Annotated in this window: 18 protein-coding genes and 1 pseudogene; 12 read left to right on the forward strand and 7 right to left on the reverse strand. The window is 35.1% G+C overall.

The features are described 5' to 3' along the window. The 5 genes and pseudogenes from FFM71_RS13655 to FFM71_RS10240 form a co-directional block, all read left to right on the forward strand. Nucleotides 1-151 (forward strand): annotated as a pseudogene (locus FFM71_RS13655) (IS630 family transposase); the annotation flags it as partial. Between the two features lie 444 nt (nt 152-595). Further along, nucleotides 596-2,317, forward strand: a complete 1,722-nt coding sequence (locus FFM71_RS10225; protein ID WP_137612076.1) for an ABC transporter ATP-binding protein — start codon at nt 596-598, stop codon at nt 2,315-2,317. Continuing rightward, nucleotides 2,298-4,085, forward strand: coding sequence for an ABC transporter ATP-binding protein (locus FFM71_RS10230; protein ID WP_171000540.1), 1,788 nt, complete (start codon nt 2,298-2,300; stop codon nt 4,083-4,085). Before FFM71_RS10225 ends, FFM71_RS10230 begins: the two co-directional genes overlap by 20 nt. A gap of 569 nt (nt 4,086-4,654) precedes the next feature. Then, nucleotides 4,655-5,275, forward strand: coding sequence for a hypothetical protein (locus FFM71_RS10235; protein ID WP_137612077.1), 621 nt, complete (start codon nt 4,655-4,657; stop codon nt 5,273-5,275). Nucleotide 5,276: 1 nt separating this feature from the next. Then, nucleotides 5,277-5,921, forward strand: coding sequence for a hypothetical protein (locus tag FFM71_RS10240; RefSeq protein WP_137612078.1), 645 nt, complete (start codon nt 5,277-5,279; stop codon nt 5,919-5,921). 52 nt (nt 5,922-5,973) lie between these two features. On the opposite strand, the gene FFM71_RS13445 is transcribed toward FFM71_RS10240, so the two are convergent. Beyond that, nucleotides 5,974-6,126: a hypothetical protein gene (locus tag FFM71_RS13445; protein ID WP_171000541.1), complete on the reverse strand. Its 153-nt coding sequence runs from the start codon at nt 6,124-6,126 to the stop codon at nt 5,974-5,976. Between the two features lie 492 nt (nt 6,127-6,618). On the opposite strand from FFM71_RS13445, the gene thmT reads away from it, so the two are divergent. Then, nucleotides 6,619-6,804 carry a 2-hydroxymuconate tautomerase gene (thmT, locus tag FFM71_RS10245; RefSeq protein WP_137612079.1) on the forward strand — a complete coding sequence of 62 codons (186 nt, stop codon included), beginning with the start codon at nt 6,619-6,621 and terminating at the stop codon, nt 6,802-6,804. A 49-nt stretch (nt 6,805-6,853) separates the two neighbouring features. After that, complete coding sequence (locus FFM71_RS10250; protein WP_137612080.1) at nt 6,854-8,050, forward strand: DUF2075 domain-containing protein; 1,197 nt, start codon at nt 6,854-6,856, stop codon at nt 8,048-8,050. Between the two features lie 405 nt (nt 8,051-8,455). Here FFM71_RS10250 and FFM71_RS10255 read toward each other — a convergent pair whose 3' ends face one another. Together FFM71_RS10255 and lepB are read right to left on the reverse strand one after the other, a co-directional pair. After that, a complete protein-coding gene (locus FFM71_RS10255; RefSeq protein WP_137612081.1) occupies nt 8,456-8,641 on the reverse strand; it encodes an LBP_cg2779 family protein in 186 nt (61 codons plus the stop codon). A 36-nt stretch (nt 8,642-8,677) separates the two neighbouring features. After that, complete coding sequence (gene lepB, locus FFM71_RS10260; protein WP_137612082.1) at nt 8,678-9,343, reverse strand: signal peptidase I; 666 nt, start codon at nt 9,341-9,343, stop codon at nt 8,678-8,680. Nucleotides 9,344-9,878: 535 nt separating this feature from the next. Here lepB and FFM71_RS10265 point away from each other — a divergent pair. The 3 genes from FFM71_RS10265 (at nt 9,879) to FFM71_RS10275 (ending at nt 13,589) form a co-directional block, all read left to right on the forward strand. Then, on the forward strand, nt 9,879-10,640 hold the full coding sequence (locus FFM71_RS10265) for a hypothetical protein (protein WP_137612083.1): 762 nt from the start codon (nt 9,879-9,881) through the stop codon (nt 10,638-10,640). 617 nt (nt 10,641-11,257) lie between these two features. Continuing rightward, complete coding sequence (locus tag FFM71_RS10270) at nt 11,258-12,232, forward strand: hypothetical protein (RefSeq protein WP_137612084.1); 975 nt, start codon at nt 11,258-11,260, stop codon at nt 12,230-12,232. 4 nt (nt 12,233-12,236) lie between these two features. After that, nucleotides 12,237-13,589, forward strand: a complete 1,353-nt coding sequence (locus FFM71_RS10275) for an RsmF rRNA methyltransferase first C-terminal domain-containing protein (protein WP_137612085.1) — start codon at nt 12,237-12,239, stop codon at nt 13,587-13,589. Here the strand turns inward: FFM71_RS10275 and fni are convergent. Genes fni through mvk form a run of 4 tightly spaced genes read right to left on the reverse strand, consistent with a single transcriptional unit; the run spans nt 13,586 to nt 17,637 of the window. Beyond that, complete coding sequence (gene fni, locus FFM71_RS10280) at nt 13,586-14,632, reverse strand: type 2 isopentenyl-diphosphate Delta-isomerase (RefSeq protein WP_137612086.1); 1,047 nt, start codon at nt 14,630-14,632, stop codon at nt 13,586-13,588. The genes FFM71_RS10275 and fni overlap by 4 nt on opposite strands. Continuing rightward, on the reverse strand, nt 14,625-15,704 hold the full coding sequence (locus tag FFM71_RS10285) for a phosphomevalonate kinase (RefSeq protein WP_171000542.1): 1,080 nt from the start codon (nt 15,702-15,704) through the stop codon (nt 14,625-14,627). The genes fni and FFM71_RS10285 overlap by 8 nt, the downstream gene beginning before the upstream one ends. Before the next feature lie 24 nt (nt 15,705-15,728). Further along, complete coding sequence (mvaD, locus tag FFM71_RS10290; protein WP_137612088.1) at nt 15,729-16,694, reverse strand: diphosphomevalonate decarboxylase; 966 nt, start codon at nt 16,692-16,694, stop codon at nt 15,729-15,731. Next, complete coding sequence (gene mvk / locus FFM71_RS10295; RefSeq protein WP_137612089.1) at nt 16,687-17,637, reverse strand: mevalonate kinase; 951 nt, start codon at nt 17,635-17,637, stop codon at nt 16,687-16,689. Before mvk ends, mvaD begins: the two co-directional genes overlap by 8 nt. Before the next feature lie 102 nt (nt 17,638-17,739). Between mvk and FFM71_RS10300 the strand changes: the two genes are divergently transcribed. Beyond that, nucleotides 17,740-21,237, forward strand: coding sequence for a PD-(D/E)XK nuclease family protein (locus tag FFM71_RS10300; RefSeq protein ID WP_137612090.1), 3,498 nt, complete (start codon nt 17,740-17,742; stop codon nt 21,235-21,237). Next, nucleotides 21,230-24,907, forward strand: a complete 3,678-nt coding sequence (gene addA, locus FFM71_RS10305; protein ID WP_137612091.1) for a helicase-exonuclease AddAB subunit AddA — start codon at nt 21,230-21,232, stop codon at nt 24,905-24,907. The genes FFM71_RS10300 and addA overlap by 8 nt, the downstream gene beginning before the upstream one ends. Nucleotides 24,908-24,917: the final 10 nt, after the last annotated feature.

Genomic DNA, 24,917 nt, shown 5'->3' on the forward strand with positions numbered 1-24,917 from the left:
CAGGCGAATTCCAGAAATGGAACAATTAAAACAAGAAGTAGCAGCATGGTGTAGTGAACGTAATGCTAAAAATTTATCAATAGATTGGCAATTCACAACTGCAGATGCACGTATAAAATTACATTCACTTTATCCAAAACTTGAAGGTTGATTAAATATAAATATGAGAGCTACTCCCCACTAGTTTAATTTTTTGTGGTAGGAACTGTAAAATTAAAAATTTAAATTAAGACTTCTGATTTATTTAAATAAATTAACTCCAGATTTATAATCCCAATAGTTATATTAATTTTTGTCTTCCAATCTTTAGTTTGTTAATTTTATTATTTAACGATTGACATAAAAACTCTAAAAATATTTACTTAGATACTTTTATAATCAATTTAAGGAAGAGATTCTATTTGCGATTATTCGTTTCTTTTGTATTTTGAAGTTGATGATATTTTGACGTTCTGTCTCCAGTATTTCGGTTGAATAAACTTGTATCAAAAATAATCTTGTACTAAGATAAATCATATAGTTTTACCAGTGTCACGGAATCCTTAGTCCTTACTAGGTCATGGAATTCGTGACATTTTTTTTAGGAGGTGATTTTTTGTTTCGAATCGTAATGCAACATATCCATGGTAAAGCCCGATTATTCTTTTTTCTTGCGCCATTAATTATGCTGGGTGAGGTCTTCAGTGACTTGCAACAGCCAACTTTAATGTCACAAATAATTGATCAAGGCTTAGCAAAAGGTGATTCATCATTTGTAATTCATCATGCATTGTTGATGTTAATGTTTGCAGTTATTGGGGTAACTTTTGGTAGTAGCTGTGGTTTTCTTGGAAGTTATGCTTCTTTAAAAATGGGTGAATCTTTGCGGAGTCATATGTTGGAGATTGCGCTTAAAAACCGTCAGGCTAATGGACTGGCACCGGCCACACTAATTACAAGAATCACTAATGATGTAATACAGATGCAAAATTTAGTCATGATAGTTACTAGAAGCATGGTTAGAGCCCCAATGTTACTTTTGGGAGGAATAGTCATGTCAATCATCGTTTGTCCTGATTTAGCTCCCATCTTGCTTGTTATTATGCCATTTCTAGTTATCTTTATTTTACTTATCGTGCGACGCAGTATTCCGAAGTATACAAAGATGCAACAGTCAGTAGACCAGGTCAATCAAGTAATGCGTGAGAATTTACAAGGGGCTAAAACGGTTAAAGCCTATGTTTTGGAAAATCATCAATTAGAGCAATTCAGCAGACAAAATCAAGAACTTCAAAATAATTCGCAATCTGCCGCAATGGCGACTGTTATTCTGTCACCTATAATTCAGTTGATGTTAAATCTTGGAGTCGTAGTTGCCTTGGCATATGGTGGAGATTTAGCAATCAGCAAGACTATCAGTGATGGTCAAATTATTGCTTTCGTCAATTATATGATTCAGATTACAAGTGCCATGATTATGACGGTTAATATTATCACATCCTTTTCACGGGCAATTACTAGTTCTGCCAGAGTTCAGGATGTTTTGGATGAATCAGAGTCCGAGGAACTTCCAGTTGTAAATGATGAAAAGCCAGCTGACGATAGTATTAGTTTTAAAGATGTTTCATTTGGATATTCAACCAGTAAACCAATTTTAGATAAGGTCAACTTTCAAATTAAATCTGGTCAGTGGCTTGGAATAATCGGAGCAACTGGGTCAGGAAAGAGTTCATTGATCAACTTGTTAACGAGGCAATTTGACGACTATTCCGGTCAGATTAAAATAGGTGGCGTCAACATTCAGGACATGAGCTTGGACAGTGTTCATCAAGAAGTTGCGGTAGCCTTACAAGATTCATTATTGTTCTCTGGAACGGTGAAAAGTAATCTTATTTACGGAGGTGCTGCTAGTGATACAGTCCTTAAACGAGCCACACAAGTATCACAGGCGTTCGATTTTATTCAAAACCTACCTAAAAAATATTTGGCACCAGTCGAACAGGCCGGAAAGAACTTTTCTGGTGGTCAGAGACAGCGTTTAAACTTGTCCCGTGCCATTGTTCCTAATAGTAAAATCTTAGTCTTAGATGATGCGACAAGTGCTGTTGATCAATCTACAAATGCTCAGATCAAACATAACTTAAAGCAATTACGGACCAATAAGACAACGTTAATTATTTCTCAGCGAGTTACTAATGTTATGGATTGTGATGAAATTATTGTTTTAGAGGATGGAAAATTAACGGCCAGTGGAACTCACAAAGAATTGTTAAAAAAGTCGAGTTTTTATCGTAGTTTAATTCAAACACAGTTAGGGGATGTCGACTTTGATGCGTAGAAGAGTACCTCGTAATATTCACCGTGAAAAAGTTTCCCTAACCGATTGGAAAAAGACTGTTGCTCGAATAGGTGGATATTTAAATGTTTATCGGTTTAAATTATCTCTAGTTTTTGGATTTACAGTTGTTACAACATTAACGACCGTAATTGGTAATCGAGTTAACGGGATTGTTATTGATAAGTTTATTAGTAAGAATAGATTGCATGATTTGTTAGTTATTTGTGCCATGTTGGCGGTAATGTATTTGATTTCGAGCGTGTTTACTTATTTTCAGAATTCAGTAACTATTAAAGTAGCTCAAGCAGTCAGCACCAAAATTCGCCAAGACGTCTTTGGGAATTTACAGCGTTTGCCGATGAAATATTTTGATACCCATGATAACGGTGATGTTATGAGTCGATTAACCAACGATGTTGACAATATCAACACAGCTTTAATGCAGACATTTGTGCAATTATTTACCGGAATCATCAGTGTTTTGGGAATGGGTTTGGCAATGATTATTTTGTCACCAATACTTACGGGTATTACATTGTTGAGTACCGTTGCAACATATTTATTTTCCAAAGCAATTGCTAAACTCACTCAAAAAGCATTTATGAATCAACAAACTAGTCTGGGTGAGTTGAACACCCAAATTGAAGAGTCTGTCAGTGGTAAACAATTAGTACAACTATTTAATCACACCGATTCGACTATGAGTAAGTTCAATGATGTAAATCGTCAATATACCAAAGCAGCTTATAAGGCCCAGGCATTGTCTTCAATTATTGGACCATTCAATAATATGACGAACAATATTGCTTACTTATTGATAACAGCCGTTGGAGCTATTTCCATTGTCGGCGGTTATGGCAACATCACAGTTGGTGTCATCTTTACTTTTCTAATATATCTACGTAATTTTACCGGACCGATTAATAATGTTCTCGATTTAATTAATACGCTGCAATTATCATTGGCCAGTGCTGAGCGTGTCTTTGAATTGATTGATGAGACACGTGAGAATGATGATCCAGAAGCAGTTGGTTTGGAGAAAGTTACCGGACACATTACTTTTGATCATGTGTCATTCGCATACGATCAACGGTTAATACTTGATGATGTCAATTTGACCGCTGACCCCGGTGAAGTAGTAGCGTTAGTTGGCCCCACTGGAGCCGGTAAAACTACAATCATGAATTTGTTAACAAACCTTTATCCCTTGAAAAAAGGTCGAGTGTTGTTAGATGGTCAAGATGTTACCAAAATCCGTCGCTTTGATTTGCGAAAAAATGTAGCAATAGTTCAACAAGAGTCATTTCTTTTTACAATGAGTATTAGAGAAAATATTCGTTTGGGTCGACCTGAAGCAACAGATAAGGAAGTTGAGATTGCTGCTGAGGAGGCTAATGCTGATACCTTTATTCGTCAGCTACCATTGGGTTATGACACTATGTTGAGTGAAAATGCCTCACAGTTGTCACAAGGGCAAAGGCAATTATTAAGTATTGCGCGTGCCTTTATTACCAAGGCTCCGGTATTGATTTTGGATGAAGCGACTGCCTCAATTGATAGTCAAACTGAAGCTGATGTCCAAACGGCCATGTCTAAATTGATGAAGAACAAAACCAGTTTTGTGATAGCACACCGTTTATCGACAATTAAGAACGCTGATCAAATTCTTGTTATTAAAGATGGCAGAGTAATTGAACAAGGTAACCATCAGAGTTTGCTAGAAAAAAATGGTTTTTATGCAAAGTTGTACAATAGTCAGTTTAGTTAAAATACTTTATTGGAGTCCAATGTTTGAATGTTAGAGTTGTTCAAGATTATTTTGATAAGCCTTTCAAGAATAAGAAGTTCACTAAGCACTTAAATTGTGAGATAATTTAAGTACTTTTTCTTTGTGTTTTTTTAAAGATGGACATGACGATTATCGACTGATTATTTCAAAAAGTAGTACGAAAATTGTACGAAACATGATGAAAAAATGTGAAGTAAAAAATAAAGCTAGTTTTACTTAATTGCAACAATCGTTGCTGTAGAGCTTGCCTATAATAAAAATTGTGTCTAAAATAATCACGAATAAAGGAGAATTATTATGCCATTAGTACATATTGAACCTACTGGTTCAAGGTGAGGTCTCCGACAAACATTGATAAATCAACGTTTGTAACATGAAAATATTGTATGAAAATAGTACGGCTATCCTCTCAAAAAGGATAGCCGTTTTTAGGTAATATATGTTTTATATCGCTCAAGATTTTGTCGATAGGTATTCTTAATTTATAATTCACTGATGATATAATATTAATAATATTGAAGTTACAATAATTAAAGGAGGTTAGAAATTTGAATACTAATGGTTATTCATTAATTGATTCCATTGAAAAAATTGGAGAAAAAACATTCTATACTATTCCACTTAATGCAATGAAGGAAACATCTGTAACAGATAATATTTTGTCTGAAATACTTCTACCTAGTAATGCAAAAGCTGATTTGATTTACTATGATGATTCCTATAAGGAAACGGGCAAAAAGGGACCGTCTACGAATAATAAGACCCGTACTTGTGCGGATTATGTTTTATATATAAAGGACAAGAATAAGAAAATTCATAAATATGCATTTCAGGCAAAAAATGGTAAAGAATATGACGGTAAAGGAAATGTTTATACTGAAATAAATCATAAGATCGGTAATAATGGAGATTATCAGATTGATGGATATGATGAATTTTTGAAAAATAATCCATATATTTCTGGTTATTATATTTTTTATAATGGCAATTATAAAAATGTAAATAATACAAACTCAATTAAATCGTTGAATGGTCAAAGCTTTTGGATTATCGGAGAAGAAAGAGTGAAGGGACTAATGGGAACGGATTATAATGTTATATCTATAGATAATATTATTGGAGAAAATAGTCACGTCAATTTCATTAGTTTTTTGAGAGGACTTGTTTAGAATGACAGACTATTTAAGCCTAGATGGTGTAAAAAAAGTTGTGAGTGATAAAGAAACAAGATTTAATTCTGTTATAAATCAGCTTACAAAGGCAGTGAAAAGCGTTCATAGAATTGATGAAATAACAAATTTATTGGATTATAAAGCAAATCTGAAGGATAATTCAAATGCAGAATTTGATAGAATAAAGTTTTTACACGAAATTCAATATGAATCTTTGAACAAAAGGTATGAACCAATCACGCAAAGAAGTGGTAGAATGTCAGTTTTCTTTGAAAATAAAGAGGATGTTGTTAGTAGGTTTAGGGCGGCAGGTATTGAAAAATATAGAACTACAACTGTTGAAGTTGTTCAAAGTCCTGGTGAAGAAAGAAAACCTGAAATATGGAGGGAGATTTCTAAATCTTGGAGTAAGAAAATGCTCGAATGGCTTGATAATCAAGAAGGAAATTTATCACATGATGAAAATGCGATTAAAAACCTTGATTTTAAAATTTTAAATGATAATCCCTCTAGTTTTACCAAAGAGGTTTTAAAATCATTAAATGAAGATGATGATTTTAAGGTAATACGGTATCATAATGGTCAGGTTGATGAAGCTGTTCAAAATATAATAACTATAGATTTATCTGAAGAAACAAATTGATTTACTTTACTTTAAAACCATTTAACTGAAAAAGGTAGTATACCAAATCTATTCATGAATAGATTTGGTATACTTTGTCTAATCGAAGTTTAGGCATAAATTCATTGATAGCAATTAGACCGGCATCTCCATTCAAGCCGCTACTTTTGTTATTTACTTTGATTTTTTTATTGTTAAATATTATTTTTTCATGTACAGTTGTCATTGGGAACTCCTTCTTTGTAACGTTTTGTTGTGGTGACTTCACGTTAACATAGTGGAGTTTTTTTTTCACCCAAAGGGTGAAAAAAATAAATGAGCCAATACCGCACCGTCTAACGACGTCAATGGTATTGGCCTATTTATGTGAATATATTGGGTTTTACAGTCACAGTTTTACAGTCACAGAAGAAGAAGTTAAGAATAAATTGAATACTATAAATAGGAGATATAAAGAATAAGCAGTTTGAAAAGCATCTAGATTATGAGATAATTTAGGTGTTTCTTGTTTACAAAGTTTACTGAATGGACAGGACGACTTTTTGATGAATTCTCGAAAAATAGAGGACGAAAAGAGGACGATACTAAGTCTTCAGGTTTGAAGCGATGTGAAGCAAAAAAATTAGGACAGTTCTACATAATAGATTCAAGCATTGATGTAGAGCAATTTAACACTAAAATAAGCGTTGTAAACGCTGATGAATAAAGGAGAATTATTATGCCACTAGTACATATCGATTTGATTGCCGGACGTTCCGAATCTCAGTTAAGAGGAATGGTCAAAGATGTTACCGATGCTATTGTTAAAAACACCGGTGCACCTGCAGAACATGTTCATGTTGTCTTAAACGAAATGGAAAAAGAACACTACGCTGTTGGCGGAGTATTAAAGAGTGACGAATAGTTGACTTTGGCACACCTTGAGGGTGTGCTATTTTTGTTAGGAGATAAATATGCTAGATTCTGTTTTACCTGATAAACATCTGACCGCGGAACAACAAGATGTTTTTAATGAAATATTTGATTTTTGCCAAGATAATTTACATAACCGAGAAAAGGGCCTATTTCAATTAAATGGGGATGCCGGTACCGGGAAAAGTGTCATTTTAACGCAATTATTTCTTCGTCTGGAGCAAATTGCTAAAGAGAACAAAACAGACAATTACTTTTTAGTTAATCATCCCGAGTTATTAAAGGTCTACCAAGCGAACGCAGGGAGTTATCCAGAATTACGTAAGAATCGATTTTTACGCCCAACTACGTTTATCAATCGAATGAATAAGGATGATAAAACGCCGGACATAGTGGTGATTGATGAAGCTCATTTGTTATTAAGTGAAGCCGATCGTTACAATAATTTTGAACAAAATAATCAATTAGAAGAAATAATTAAATTGAGTAAAGTTGTCGTAATAGTCTATGATGAACGACAAGTCTTAAAATTAAAGAGCTTTTGGTCACAAAGGGTTATTGATAACTTAGTTAAAAGATTCCAATTAAATTATCAAGAAACAACATTACACGTTCAAATGCGTATGCAAGCACCTAAAAAAATCGTTCAGTGGATTGACAATTTAACAAATAATTTACAGCTCGAGTCCGTAGAATATAATAATTCTGAGTTCTTGGGTGGTAATCATAATGGCTATGATTTTAGAATTTATTCTGATGCTGAAAAAATGTATCAACAACTGCGAAAGGATAATACAATTTATCAGAAATCGCGTATCGTCGCAACGGCTGATTATCCATCAACCCTTGATGGTAAGAAACACTTTGTTAATGAAGGTGAATTTCATTTACCGTGGGATCAATATAATTATTCCAATGTTACTTGGGCCCAAAAAGATTCAACAATTGACGAAATAGGTTCGATTTATACAGTACAGGGCTTTGACCTCAATTATGTAGCAGTTATTATCGGCCCGTCAGTTGTTTATAATGGTAATGGTGGCATAAGAATTGATATTACAAAGTATGAAGATCAAGAGGCTTTTAAGAAACGTCATCAGGCAGATTTGAATGATGTGGATTCCGCTAAAATAAAAATCATTCTTAATTCAATTAATGTTTTACTAAAACGTGGAGTTAAGGGTGTTTATATTTATTTTCATGATTCACGTATTTATGATTATTTAACTGAAGGTTGAAAGGTGAAAAATCAATCTAACAATTGTTATTACCGGTCTTTTAGCTAATCTATTTAAGTAACTCAAAAGTCTTCATTTTATTGTTCCTACTATTAAAAAATAAATTAGTTGGAAGAGCTGAGAGTATTCATTTGCAGCGAAAGTGGCGTTATTGCTTCAGCAATTACACCACCGAGGTTCGAGACCACACCTTGGCTCGGGCCGTTCCGCACAGCAATTGAATACTCTCAGCTCTGGAAACGGCATACTTAAATAAACTTTCAACCTTTAGTTATTTAAAAGAAAATCAATATAGAAGTATCAACAATATTTACAAACTAAATATTGTTGATACTTCTTTTTTAGCACACAAAAATAGCGATAACCAAACGGTCATCGCTATCATGGTAAACTACAAATATTGTCTTATTGATGTAGCTTAATGTATTCCAAAATTGACTTTATTTCAGCTGCTGTAGGTTCATAGTCGCCTGATTTTAGATTATGAACACGTTCTACCGAAATGTGACTTTCAAAAGCAAATTGTGTATCTGTCATATCTTTATCTTTTTCGTACTGAATAATCATTTCAGCAATATTTGGTTTATCCATGAAAATACCTCCAATAAGTTATCTATTAACTTCGATTTAAAAGATTGCCCATCTATTCAATGGCCAGTAACGCCACTTGACCTCACCAATAACACTCTTCTTATTGATGAAACCAATGATTCGACTGTCTTTGGAAACGGTTCTGTGATCTCCCATTACAAAGTAGGTACCAGCAGGAACTTTATTAGTCTGTTCGATTTTCTTTAGGTAAGAGCTACTGTAACGTTGTTGCCATTCAGGAGAATTCTTAGCTAAAGTACTTAAAGTGAAATTATACGTATAGCTGTATGGCTTACCCGCATAGAGACTAGTGTCAGGTTCCTTAACTTTTTTACCCGCATTGAGGAAGTCCTCTTTATATAGTTTACCATTAACATAAATTTTGTTGTTCTTAGAAACAACAGTATCGCCAGGTAAACCAATAACTCTCTTAATATAAAATGATCCTGGTTCATCAGGAGCCTTCAAAACGATAACATCACCACGACTGATACTAGAATGTCTCGTCGCAATTACTTTATCATTATTTTCAAAGGTCGGCTGCATGGAAGGTCCAGAAACTTTATCGTTCGAAAGAATGAACTTGAATCCAAGGAAGAATACAGCATAGATTGCAATAGTTAAAGCAATGGTTTGCAACCAAAATTGCCAACCGCTTTCTTCTTTCTTTGGAGCCTGTCGCCGTTTATTATTTTCTGACATATTTCACCTCGTACATGTACTAACTAAGATATTACACTTTTTCGTTATTATTGGAAATAATTGTGATATTTTCAGCATTAAAATTTAATTGAATATTAATAAGTAGGTAGTCTCCAGGGCTGAGAGTATTCATTTTTTCATCCTTCAATCTAAAGGTTGAAAGTTTAGGTAAGTATGCCGTTTCCAGAGCTGAGAGTATTCAATTGCTGCGCGGAACGGTCCGAGCCAGAGGGCGGTCTCGGACCTCGGTTGCAAATGAATACTCTCAGCTCTTCCAACTAATTTATTTTTTTAATGACAGGAATAAAATGCAGATTTCTGATTATTTCAATAAATTAACTCTAAGCCTGTGATAGCAATGGCTGGATTGATTTTTTACCTTTCAACCTTCAGAGATTCAATTAATAACTTTTAACTAGTCGGAAGATCCGGGATATTTAACGTCATAGTTAATCCTTTAAGTATTGGCAAAATTCTAGTAAGATAATTGTCGATGTATGCCTGAATTATCGATAAATTTTTCTGGAGGGATCAAATGAATTATATTGATGGATTACGTGAAGACACTGTTGTTTTACCGAACGGAATGATGTTTAATGCGCGAATTAAATTTATGGAACGAATTTGTTTAGCTTTGAATAACAATGAGCTTCCCAAATATCACTTCCCACAATTTGAATTAACTGAAAAAGAAATAACGTCTTACATGGAAAATAACGTCACTTTGGATGAGGTCGAATTTCAGACAATGTCGGCACATTTAGAAAAATTTGATCACGATTTGGGCGAATTTAGAACATACTTACAAACTCGCTTTGGTTACTGGGCGTCAGTCACTCAGGATTTTACTGCTGAAATCAAGAAACAATTTCCGAATGAAAGCTTCTTAGAGTTGATGGCGGGTAATGGCTATTTGTCGAAAGGTCTCCGTGATATTGATGTCGAAACATATTGTACTGACGACTTGAGTTGGTCAAAATATAATCAAACGGGGAATTTGCAGATGACTGAGATCGAATCATTGGATGCTTTAGCTGCTTTGGATAAATATGGAACTAAAGTTGACAATGTGATTGTCGCCTGGAGTCCTGATCGTGAAAATATTGATTTTCAAGTTTTACAAAAGATTCGTCAATTGGATGTTAACTTCTTAGTTATTGGTGAAAAGTATGGGGCGACTGACAGTAAAGAATTTTGGGATGATGCTAAAATAATTGAGGATCCAAGAATTGATTCAGTCAATCAAGTATATTCACATTATGACCTGGTTCAAGATCAGTTGTATTTAATCAAATAAAATAATCAAGGCTGGGACAATATAAATTATGTTTCAGCCTTGTGTGTTGTTATAGTTTAAAGATTGAAAATTTATGCCGTTTCCAGAGCTGAGAGTATTTTTTAATAGCGGAACAGTAAAATAAAGACTTCTGCTTATTTAAATATATTAACTCTAAGCCTGTAATAACACTGGTTATATTAATTTTTCACCTTTTAACCTTCAGTTATAGTGTAAAATAGATTATCAGTAGAGCAATGTTGTAGTTGAATATTACGTCTCCAGATTTTAGAGTATTTTAATGGTCGGAATAATAAAATGAAGACTGATGATTACATCAATTTTTACCTTTTAATCTTCAGCTACTTATTAATTTATTTTTAAAAGTGCTTTTTATTTAATAAATTTCTAGGCATAAAATAAAAATGTAATTAATTGTCGTTTTAAATTGATTCCATAAGTTATTACTAAAGAACCATTAGTCGGAAGAGCTGAAAAATATTTGTGGACAAACCGAGGTTCGAGACCGTTTCTCAGGCTCGTACCGGTCCACACAGCCAGTGAATATTTCTCGGCTCTGGAGATGGCATATATTCAATAAACATTAACAGCAAGACAAACTTATAGGTGAGATTTTTATGAAAAAAATAATTTCGAGTATTATTATTTTCCTGTCAATTCTTTTGGCTGGAGTCGCTATCTCCAAAAGTGATTCCATCAAGTATAATAATACGATGAATCGTTTGGGTATGAGTGAAGATGCAGTAGTTTTACATACTAATTCTAAAAAGAATTTAGTTACAGCTATACAGGAATTAAATCAAAAAAAGAAGGTTTCAAGCTATCAATTGATCTTCTTTGAAAAGAGTAATAGTGATATTGGCTATATTTATGGTCACAACAAGGTCAATAAATTACCAATAACATCAGGTCGTTACTTCTCGATGGATGATTTTACTTCACAGATTCCATTTGCGGTTCAAGGTAAGTCGTCGGAAATTGAAGCATATAAACCTCAAAGCCAGTCATATATCAAGGTTGATAATCGATATATTTCTGTCATTGGAAATGTTGGTTTTGATGGTGCCGATATTTTGAATTTACAGACGTTGGTATCACTTTCTCCTAATCAACCGAAGTCGAACTATCATCTTAATCAGGTAACGACGGTTTTGGATGGTCGGGCATTGTCTAATAAAGAGAGTCTTAATAAAATCAAAAAGGTTCTCCATGTCAAATCAATGCACAAATATGTTCCTCAGACGGATGATTTTACCAATGCCGAAACAAGCAATAATGGTGAATTATATCTTGTTGGAATCGTATTGTTATTGTCATTGATCATTGCAATTGATTTTTACATCTTAGTGCCATTGAAATTTGATTTATCGAGGTCAAATTTAACTGGTGACTTGAAGAATAATTATCGTAATGGATTATTGATCCGTTATCTAATTTATACTTTGTTGCCATTTGCAGCAGGTTTCGCAAGTGTAAACTGGAAAATTGTTATTATCAGCCACGGTACCTTCAATTTGTTCATGACGGTCGCAATTTTAATTACCATTTTAGTTGGAGTGTCGCAAATATTCTTTGTAAAACGGAGTGAATAGTTTAATGAAAGTCGATTTAAGTGATGACTTTAAAGAAAAATATCGTAATTTAATGGGAGATCGTGCCGAAAAACTTTTTACCGCTATCCAAACAGATAGTCAAGAAGCCTTTCGACTAAATCCGCTCAAGGCTAATTATCAGAACGTGTCGTATCCCTTAGATAAACCACTGGAATATAGCAATATTGGTTATTTTGGTGAAATCAATGGAAATTCGATCGATCATTTATCAGGGTATGTTTACAGTCAAGAGCCAAGTGCAATGTATGTTACCGAAATTGTTGATCCACAAGTTAATGAGAAAATTTTAGATCTCTGTGCTGCTCCAGGAAGTAAAACTACGTATATTGCCTCAAAAATGGCCTCTCAAGGACTTTTAGTCAGTAACGAGATAAATGCTAAGCGTGCTAAAGTCTTGTCGTCTAATATCGAAAGAATGGGTATTACTAATACAGTTGTAACAAACAATTCTCCCAAAGACTTCGAAAAGAAATTTGATGATTTTTTTGACAAAATTTTAGTTGACGCACCGTGTTCCGGTGAAGGAATGTTTCGGAAGGATCCAGAATCTGTTAAATATTGGTCACTGGATTACGTTGAACAATGTGCCAATCGTCAGCAACATATTTTAGACTCAGCATATAAATTATTGAATCAGGGTGGGGCGCTAATTTACTCGACATGTACTTTTTCCCCTGAAGAAAATGAACAAAATGTAGCCTGGTTTTTAGACAAATATCCAGATATGCATTTGGTTGAAGTTAAGAAATATGCTGGTATGGAAGATGGCCGTCCAGAATGGGCCAACGGTAATCCTGAATTGAAAAAGACTTTACGTATGTTCCCAGATCAATTTAATGGTGAGGGACACTTTATGTGTAAACTGGTTAAAGATGGTGAGGCTGTTGAACCTAAAGAACGCCAGATCAATGATGGTCTCAAGAAAGATGATTTCAAATTTATACAACAATTTGCTAAGACCAATCTTAATTCTTTGAATCAAACTAACTGGCTAAAAATCAGTGATTTCTTATATCAGGCCGCAAGTTTAGACAATCGTTTCAAAGGATTACATATTTTGAGAAATGGCTTAAAGTTGGGCGAATTCAAAAAAAATAGGTTTGAGCCTGATATCGCAATGATATTGGCACTCAAACCTAATGATTTAAAGACAGTTTATGAATTGAGTCAGGATCAATTTGAAAAATATTTGCATGGTGAGTCAGTAATTCTAGATGTTAAACCTGATTTTGACAACAAATGGATCGGTTTATCGTATCAGGGTAAATTATTCAGTTGGGGCCGGTACAGTAATCAGCAAATAAAAAACGTCTATCCCAAAGGGCTTAGACGTTAAAATTTAATATTTCTTTGATTCATATAATTGATTAAGTCTTCATCGAATACGATGGGGGCTTTTTTTATTTCGGCTATTGATTTTGCACCAATTGCAGCCATGATCAATCGTAACTGTTTAGTAAATTCATTGAAGAAAGCTTCTGTTTCACTGAGAGAAGATTTTTGTAAGTGATGGAGCACTAAACCAGACATTCCTACCGCACTGGCCCCCAACCGAATGGCCTTGATTACATCCATGGGTGTTATGATTCCCCCGGAAGCGAAGATGGTCATTTTATTTTGAAAGGGAAGTGATTCCAACAATGATTCAACGGTTGATAGTGAGAATTGATTTAGGTAGGTCAAATCTAATTCTTGATTTCTGGCACTTTCAATTTGAGCAAAGTCAGTACCACCAGAGCCAGAGACATCAACGTTTCTAACTCCTGCCTTATATAGTTGAGTCAAGTTCTTTTGTGAGATTCCAAATCCAACTTCTTTAACAATTACTGGAACAGAAACATTACTGACAATATTTTTTATATTATCTAACCACAAAAAGGCCTGATCACCCTCGGGCATAGCTAATTCTTGGATAGCATTGAGATGGATCTGCAAAGCATTTGCTTGCAATAAATCAATCGCTTCTTGAGCTTGAGCAGCATTGGCTTTTGCAGAAACATTTGCAATGACAAAGCCATCTGGATTATTCTCTCGTAAAGTCGTAAACGAGGTTTTAGTTTCAGCCGGTAGACGTAAATAAACGCCCATTGAGCCACTAGAAACAGGAATCGACAACGTATGTGCCAATTGCGAAAGCTCTTTATTAAAGTGAGCCGATTGATTAGAACCACCAGTTATCGCATTGAAATAAATTGGCAGAGCCATTTTACTGCCCAAGAAATTCGTCGAAAGATCAATATCTTGTAAACGTAATTCTGGTAAGGCATCATGCAAAAGTCTAACGCCATCGAAATCAGCAAATGATTCGTCAGTAAAAAACTTTTCGGCTAGGAAAAGATGTTCAACCTTACGTTGCATTTGTGCATCCTGTTTAGGCATGAGCAATTGTGTCTCCAATTTTTAAAGTTAATGGGGTAATTCCAACTTCTTGCCATTCTTTTATCAATTCCGCTACATCGAGATTCTTATCACTCAAAACAATTCCGCAGTCACCGCCACCAGCACCAGAAGTTTTAGCTGATCCACCGAGATTCTCGGCAATATCACAAAGTTTTGTTAATAATTCAGTCTCGATATGAACATCACTAAACTCAGCTAAATCTTTTAAGAGTTCGCGATACTTACTGAACATTTCCTTAATTAAAGTTGAATTGTCAGTCTTAAAGCCATTGATTAAATTCTCAACGCTCTGACGGCTTGATTTTAAGAAATGTTGATACTTTTCGACCTTTTGAGCTTTGGTCAAAGCAATCCGGTCAACTAAAATTGAAGTTGATGCCGGAGAACCAGTCCATCCAACTGTTAGTTCCAAGTCGTTTGGCAATTCCAGACTACTGATTTGTAATTGAGGCCAATCAAGTGCCAAAATTGCGGTAATACTGTGATTTCTAATCATATTGAAGATCCAGTTACGGTCAGGAGAATAATAGGCTACGATACCTCCAAAGGCACTTGCAGCAATATCACCGAGACTTCCGTTACCTTGAACTGATAGGTGAGAGATGGCCGATATTTTATAAATATCCATTGCTGTTAAACCTAAGTTATAGAAATCACCTAGTGTCTTGACTACGGCAACTGTTACGGCGGCTGAAGAGCCTAAACCATATTTTTTACCATCTTCAGAATCAAGTTCGCTTGTTACAAGTAAGTCGTAATAACTTAATTTTCGGTCACTTTCAAGTGCGTATTTTTCAACGAACTTGATTGCCGCCAATATATATTGTAATTGACTTTCCGAATCATCGAAAACTAATTCTGTTCCTTGACGATTCCAATGAATCAACTCTTTATTTAAATTTTTCGATTGGATCGTACCGCCATTTTGAGACTCGTTCACTGTCACTGTAACGTATTTATTCACTGAAGTTAGGACAGCAGGGAAGCCCGTTTCAACAACGGCGTACTCTCCAGCCAAATATAATTTTCCAGGTGCTTTTCCTGTAGACAAAAATATCATACCTTTCAATTTGTATCAGATGTATTGAATACCGGGGCCAATATTGGCCACAACAGTAGTAACATCCGATAATTGTTGTTCGATGTATGTCTGAACCTTAGGGAGCGATTCTTTCGTACAAATAATCTTAACATTTGGACCGGCATCAATTGTAGCATAAGCAAACAAACCTTTTCGACGTAATTCCTGAATTAATTGAATTATTCGAATAGTTTCCGGTGCAAAATATGTGAACGAAGGATCGGCTGAAAGAGTCAGAGCATGCATACTCATCGCATTGTGTTCCGAAATTTCACCAATTTTTTGAAGATCTTTTTGAGCAATTGCTTGCTTAATTTCTTTTATCTCTGAAGACACCAGTGTAACCCAATTTGGATAAAAAGGGGAGCTTTTTACGCTATTTTCCATTCCAACTGTTGAAGAAATCTTTTTACTATGTTGATTTATTACTACTGAAAGCAACGACAAATCAATATCTGGCGTTTCGTCAATCGGTACAGCAAATGACGACGCATTATCATGGCCTGCTTGCCATTCAACGAAGCCACCATAAATTGAGCGACTTGCGGAACCTGAGCCATTTCGAGCCAGAATCGACATTTCACGACGACTTAAATTAAGCTTTTTTGTTTCATTAATTGCTGCAGCTAAGGCTGCAAAGCCTGAAGCCGATGAAGCAAATCCAGCTGAAGTTGGAACATGATTGACTGAATCAATTTGAAAATGGTCAGAAAATGAGTAAAAATTTCGAATTGTTTCTAAATAATTTAAGATGCGTTTATTTTGCGTATTATCGAGTAATTTGTCGTTCAAATAAACAATATCTTTATCAGCGTTGATAATTGTTGCCTTAGTATCGGTATAAAACCGATCAAGTGTTAAAGAGAGGCTATTCGTATAGGGTAATTTTAATTGTTGATTTTTTTTACCCCAATATTTGATCAAAGCAATATTTGTATAAGCTCGAGCTGTTCTAGTCAATGTCTGAGTCCTCCGCATAAATTGATAAGGGTTGAATCCAAGTTTGTTCGGCTCCAGCTTTAATTAATGCCTTTTGGATCATTTGCGCGTTTTTTAGGTTTCTGGCTAAACAGATGATACAGCCACCACGGCCACCACCGGTGATTTTACTACCTAATGACCCAGCGTTGTTAGCTGCTTCAATCAACTTATCAGTTTTGGGAATCGATAAATTCAATTTGGTTAAAATTTCGTTAGCTAGTGAAAACACTAAGCCTAATTGTTTGAGATGGCCAGTTGTTAAATAATTACTAGCTGATGTAGCATAGTCACCCAATTGCTGTAAGTAAGAACCAACTTTAATTTTATCTTGGTCATACATTTTTCTAACATCGGCAACAGTTTCTTTAGTCTTACCTTTAACACCAGAGTCGGCAATTACGATAAAGCCGTCAGAATTAAAATTAAAATGTTTTGGGGCAACGTCTTTTCCAAATTTTATTGGATCTTCCGAACTAACCGTTAGGGCATCTAAGCCACTAGCTTTACCATGAGTGATGGTTTCCGATTTGTTGACGTAATCTAATAATAGCTGGTGATCAAGTGGCTGATTGAAACAATCGAAGAAAGCTCTGGTAATTGCAGCTGCGATGGCAGCCGACGAGCCCATACCACGTTCAATCGGCAAGCCACTGTCAATACTGATCGTATAGTTAATATGGTCATGATTTAACCGTTGATCCAACTGATCAATTAAATATTTGACACCTGATAATGAATCAGGGATATGGTCGATTTTTCCAGCAAAGTACTTTGAAGTTAACGAACTTGCTTGACTTTGTTTAATTTTAACGATCACGGGAGTACTCAAAAGGGGAATGGCGAAGGCAGGGTAGCCATAAACTACCGCATGTTCTCCCATAATAATTGTTTTTCCGTGACTTTTACCTATTCCTTTAAGCACATGCTCACCTCATATTCTCTAAGTCTTTATTTTATACATCTATTCCAATGATTTCCACTTTCTTACAATTAACTATGATAAAATTTTTGCGGGTGATTAAAAATGACATTAAATTTTGTACTTGGTAAAAATCAATATGACCACCATCAAAAGATGATGGAATTATTTCGAGAAGATTTTCAAAAAGATCCTCAGGGGCAATTTTTCTTCCTTGTTCCCAACCATATTAAATTTGAATCGGAAATAAATATTCTCAAATCATTTGATCAAGGGGACGGGAAGATTGTGGCAACTAATAATGTTCAAACATTCTCCTTCTCACGTTTGGCTTGGTATTTTTTGCGTGACAGCAGTGATTATAATTTAGAAACCTTAACGCAAACTAAATCTGCGATGTTATTAAAAGAAATCGTTCAATCTCATCAAAAAGATTTGAAGATTTTTAAACACATGATTAATAAACCTGGGTTCATTGACCAGATGATTTCTCAATTTGATGAATTTTTGAATGGACAAGTCCAACCAGAAGATATTGGTGATGTCTTGGCAGCGAATCAAACAGATGTCTTCGCTGATAAAATTGCTGAACTAAATCTAATTTACAGTGCATATTTACAAAAAATTCAAGGTTATAAAACTAACGATTTTCAACTCAGTGCCTTAGCCGATTTTTTAAATCAGAGACTTGATACTTCACACTATCATTTTTATATTGAAGGTTTTTCGACCTTTACAGCAGCTGAACTCGATTTAGTCAAGGCGATGGCTATTAATAGTCACAATTTGAATGTTTCATTAGTTTTGACCAGTGAAGTATTGGATATAACTGATGATTCCGAGTTTTTCTTTCGACCAGTCCACACGTATCAGCAGCTACGTGAATTTGCTATTGCTCAGAAAATGGCAACACACAACTACTTTGCTACTGACTTACGTATCAATCAGGATTTGGCAAAACTAGAAGATTATTGGATTGAATCCAGCGGTGTCGGATCAATTAAGGCTAGTGTTCTCGATAATAAGAACTCAATTCAAATATGGAAGGCAACTGATAAACAGACAGAAGTCTCAGCTATTAGTTCATATATCAGACGATTAGTGGCCCGCCAAGATTATCGATATAAAGATTTCTTGATTGTGACTCGTAATTTGTCCGAATATGGTTCCTTTATTGAATCATTCATGGAGAATAATGAGGTGCCATACTTTATTGATCTGCAGAAGAAAATGGCCAATCATCCCTTCAAACGCCTCTTGGATCTCTTGTTTGCAATTCATGATCATGGGATGCAAGAGGATGATGTTATCAGTCTTTTAAGAACAGAACTCTTGATTCCTGAAGAGTTTGCCAATGATATTGAAGGATTTAGACAAGCAGTCGATTTAACTGAAAACTATGCTTTGACTAGCGGAATCACTAAACGTTATTGGTTGGGTGATGCCTTTAGTCCAACTGTTAAATTGGATGCAAAGACTGATTCAGTTCGTTTGAATGAATTTAAGCAAATTAACGTTATCAAAGTGTTTATAAAAAATATTTTCCAGCAGTTGACGATGTTTTTAGATGATCCAGCTGACTCAACAACTAGTGCGGCAGCACTTTATGAATTTTTAAATAAAAATGGTGTCTTTACAGTGCTTCTACAGTGGCAACAACAAGCAACAGAAGCTAAAAATCTCACGTTAGCTGACCAACCAGTTCAAATTGTGAGTTTATTCAATCAGATTCTTGATGAATACGTCTCGGTTTTTGGTGAACAGATATTTGACTCAAAAGATTTCATCAGTATTTTGGATTCTGCATTTGAAAGTGCTACATATTCTCAAGTTCCATCAACTTTGGATGCGGTTAGTATTTCCGAAATTGGGATGATTCAGCCAGATAATCGGAAAGTTACTTTCATACTGGGGAGTACTACTAACAATATGCCCGGGGCAACCGTTTCTAATAATCTGGTAACTGACGATGAGCGCGGATTTCTAAATCAGAATTTAACAGATGGAAAATTCTTGAAGGATTCAGATGAAGTCGTCAATAATTCAGAACCATTTTTACACGACATTACTTTTTCTACCAGTTCAACCCGGTTGATTTTCACGTATCCAAATTTATCCGAAGATAGTAAACAACAAGACTTATCAAGCTATGTCAAACGTATTCAACAACATTTTGATTTGACGATTGAGGACAAATTAGCCAATCCCGAAATTATAGAGCCAGACTATAATCACGTCCTGGAATACATTGGATCAAAAGCGGCGACATTGAATTACTTGATTCGAGTTTCACGGGCGGCCTTGGATAAGCGGGTTGACGTCCCAAACGCCTGGAGTTATGTTAGAAATCAATTAATAAAACGCGAACCAGAAGCGGCTGATTTTGCTTTAAGCTCTTTAACATACAAAAATGAGCCAATGAATTTGAATCCCGAAACTGTCAATGCCTTATATGGTGACAAGATTCAAGTTTCTATTTCACAGTTGGAAACATTCTATATGAACGAGTACGAATATTTCTTGAAGTATGGTTTGCGTTTATATCCACGCCAATTATTTGAAATTACTCCGGCCCAAACCGGATCAATTTTCCATGCCGTCTTAGATGCTCTGGTTAAATATTTGAACAAGACTGGCAAGAACCTCGTTGATTTTGAAGATACAGAAATCACTGCGTTAGTTGGTGATTTATTTGCCGAGCAAGTTGAATTGCCAGAGAATAAAATCTTTAAGTCGTCTGATCGAATGCTCTATATTTCTGACAAACTGCAGAGTACCTTGGTACAACTGGTCAAAAATATGAAATTACAGTATAAACGCAATAAATTTGTTCCTAAGCGTTCTGAAGTTACCTTTGGCCGCTTGAACAATGAAGAAGATTTACCATATATGGTTTATAACTTGCCTGATGGACATGAAATTTATGTTCGTGGAAAAATTGATCGAATTGATGAGATGGAACTCGATGACCGTTCATATTTAGCCATTATTGACTACAAATCTAGTGAACGTAAATTTGACTATTCACAATTTTTAGATGGAATTACGATGCAGATGCCAACGTATATTCAAAGTGTCAGTGAAAATTTGAATCGTTTTAGGGATGGTCAAAAAGATATTAAGATTGGTGGTGCTTTGTACGAGCACATTGTCAATCCATTTATTCCGTTGAAAAAAACTAGTACGCCACTGCAACAACAAATTTTAAGTAACTTCAAATTACAAGGAATTTTGATTAATGACAATGAGTTATTAGATAATTTTGATCTGGAAGCAAGAAATAAGAATACTAAGAGGTCCGACAAATCGCCAGTTGTCAGTTTTGGTAAGAAAGATGTTATTACCGATGAGGATTTATTTAAGATTCTTAACTACAACCGTCATTTGATCAAAAATGCGGGTGAAAAAATCTATTCTGGAAAATTACAACTAAATCCATATCGTTATGCTAAAAAGACGGCTTTACAATACAGTGATTATCGACCAATTTTTGAATTTGATGCGATGTTACCAGAAAATGATTATCACGACATTATTAACTACAATAAAGAGGACGTTTTAGATAAAATCGCTGAAGTTTTGGAGGAGGAAGACAATGCCTAAATGGACTGATGATCAAAAAGATGCAATCGAACATCGTGGACATGATATTTTAGTTTCTGCCGCAGCTGGGTCTGGTAAAACAACGATTCTAATTGAACGTATTTTGCGGGAATTAATCGGCGATGAAAAGCATCAACCAGAGGATATTGAACATCTACTTGTTGTGACCTTTACTGAGGCTGCTGCACAAGAGATGAAGGAAAAACTTCTACGGGCTTTGAAAAAAGAAGTTAATAAGACTGAAGATGTCACGGTGAAACATCATTTACAAAAACAAATTTATCACGTACCAATGGCAAATATCAGTACGATCCACGCCTTTTGTTTGAGTGTTATCAAGAAGTTTTACTATGTGATTGACTTGGATCCCAACTTTCGACTTTTGAGTGATGACACTGAAAAGTCAATCATTCAAGAACAAGCTTATGACTTAGTTCGAGACGAATACTACAGTAAAAATGACGCTGATTACATTGACTTGACTAATAATTTTACGAATGACCGTTCTGATGATGGTCTAAAAGATGTTGTCTTTAAAACATACGATTTTGCGATTACTAACCGCGATACCGATACTTGGTTGGATAATTTAGTTACACCTTATCAATTCGAAGATAGCTTTGTTAACACAGAATTCTACAAAAAGGAATTTTTGCCACAAATCAAACAAAGACTCGAAGATTTAAGGCAGTTTAATCGTGAGACAGTTGATTTCATTGGCAATGATGAATTGGCTAACTCCTATATGCCAGTTTTAAGGGCTCGTGATGAAAAAATCGGTCAATTAGAAGAGTCAATGCCACAAATGTCTTATCAAGACTTTCGTGAAGAGTTGATGACTTTCAAGGTTGACGCAAAAAAGGACACAATTAAAAAAGCTGATAAAGAGGGCAAAGATGATACCTTGATGAAAGCTACTGCTAAAAGGGCATCTGATTTTACCACTCGTCGTAATAAATTAGTTGAAGATTATTTCATGCAATCTGAGGAAGAAATCAATCAATCTTTACGTGATGCTGAGAAGCTAATAGACAAATTAGTAGAGGTTGAACGTCGTTTCATCAAAAGATTTGATGATTTGAAAACTAATAGTCATGTACTTGACTTCAATGATTTAGAGCATAAAGCTGTAGACATCCTCAATGGGAATGTTGACGGTCGCAAGATTGCCCAAGAATTTTATCAAAATAAATTTAATGAATTAATGATTGATGAATATCAAGATGTTAATGAAATGCAAGATCGAATTGTTGATCTTTTGTCTTGCGATAGTAATCATCGTTTCATGGTTGGTGATATCAAACAATCAATTTACGGTTTTCGTCAGGCGGCCCCAAGATTATTCACAGAAAAGTATGACCGTTTTCAAAGAGACGATAATAATGCTGAACTAGTTCAACTGTCTAAGAATTTCCGTTCCTCAAAGGCAGTCGACGATTTCGTTAATCAAATCTTTACAAGAATTTTTGATAAGCAAATCGGTGATATCGATTATGATGAAAAAGCTGAATTAGTTACTGGTACTAGTTTTCCAGATACGGTCGATACTATAAATGAATTCAATGTTTATTTAGCACCAGATGATGCAGATGACGAGCAGCCAACTGATGAGCTCAATGAAGAAAGTCTCAATAATCAAGCAGAAATCAGTAAACGGCAAACGTTGATCAGTGCCGCAGCCACTAAGATCCAATCTTTAGTAGGTAATGGATTTGAAATATATGACAGTAAGATGGACAAAGATACTGAAGCTGAAAAAATTCGTCCTTTGAAGTATTCCGATATTGCAATTTTGGCTCGAACTCGGGATAACAATACCGATATTGTTTCTTACTTTTCGAAAGTCAATGTGCCCGTGATGGTCACGGATGCCCAAAACTATTTCCAAACGACGGAACTTCAAATCATGATGGCAATGCTTAATATCGTTGACAATCCTTATCAAGACATCCCACTAGTCGCTGTTTTACGTTCCCCAATCGTTGGTCTAAACGAAGAAGAATTAGCTGAAATCCGTTTGGCTGATAAACGTAATATGTATTACACCGCAATTCAGAAGTATTTGAATCAGGATAACATCAATGAACATATTCAAAATAAATTAAAATCATTTTTGCTACAATTGGAAAATTATCGTGACTTTGCCAACAAGAATAGTATTGCACGTCTAATTTGGAAAATTTATCAAGAAACTGGCCTCTTGGAATATGTCTCAGGGATGCCTGGTGGGAAACAACGTGCAGCCAATTTACATGCCTTGTATCAACGAGCTAACGCTTATGAGGAAAATAATTTCAAAGGGTTACATCAATTTATTAGCTTTATTCAACGAATGCAGGATCTCGACAAGGATTTGGCACAACCAAACAGTATTGAAGCTAATGACGATACAGTCAAAGTTATGACAGTCCACGGTTCTAAAGGCTTGGAATTTCCAATCATTATGTATTTGGATATGGATAAGAATTTCAATATGATGGATGTCAATTCTAATACCGTTTTTGACGCACAAAAAGGCATTGGTATCACTCTAGCCGATAATGAGACACGGTTGCAATATCGTACTATGCAGCGTGGTGTTATTAGCAATCAAAAGAAGATTTCGACGGTTTCAGAAGAAATGCGTCTCTTATATGTTGCATTAACACGAGCTAAACAAAAATTGATTATGTTTGGTTTTGCAAAGGACGAATCTAAATTATTTCAGGCGTTTGACAAACCATCAACTGGTAAACTACTTAACGCTTCAGCAAGACTTGGTGCAGGAAGTTTCCAAAATTTAGTTGGTATGAGTACCTTAAACGGTGTTGATACAGATGAATATTACGACGAATCAATTAAATTACGTTTCAATGTGATTCCAGTTCTTGCTACAACAAACCAGGCTTCTGAAATCATCATTCCTAAAGCTGTACCAGAACCAATCAACGATACCTTCAAGAAGTCAGTTTCAGGAATTTTGGACTTTCAATATCCATACCAAGAATCAGTTGAGACGACCGCGTATCAGTCTGTTTCTGAAATAAAAGGCTTGTTTGCTGATCCTGATGATGAAAATATGGCTGAAGATTTGCTTGATAATCGATCACGCTACAATCTAGGTTCTTTTGATAAACCACAATTTTTGACTCAATCTAAAAAGGTAACTAATGCTGAACTGGGTAGTGCCACTCATTTAGTTTTGCAGAAGATTTCAATAGAGAAAACTCCAACGATTGCGGATTTTAACGAATTGATTCAAGATTTGGTCAATCAAAAATTATTAACGACTGAACTGGCTGGAAAAATTGACCAACAAAGTTTAGTTGACTTTTATCAAAGCAAATTAGGGCAGCTAATTGTCCAAAATCATGAACACGTTAATCGTGAATTTCCTTGTTCAATCTTGATGCCAGCCGAAAAATTGTTCAAAAGTGACGCTAAAGACTATTCCACTAACGATAAAATATTAGTTCATGGTATTATTGATGGTGTGATTGAATTGGACAGTGGAATAACGATTTTTGACTACAAGACAGATCATGTCACGGAAAAAAATCATTCGGAATTAATTTCGAAATATTCTGGACAAGTCAATTTATATGCAGAAGCAATCTCTGCAATTAAAAATCAACCCGTAGAGGGTAAATATCTTTATTTCTTGAAGACTAACGAAGCTGTCAGCCTATAAAGAACAAAAA

Source organism: Companilactobacillus huachuanensis (assembly GCF_005404815.1).
In the GTDB taxonomy this organism is placed as follows: Bacteria; Bacillota; Bacilli; order Lactobacillales; family Lactobacillaceae; genus Companilactobacillus; species Companilactobacillus huachuanensis.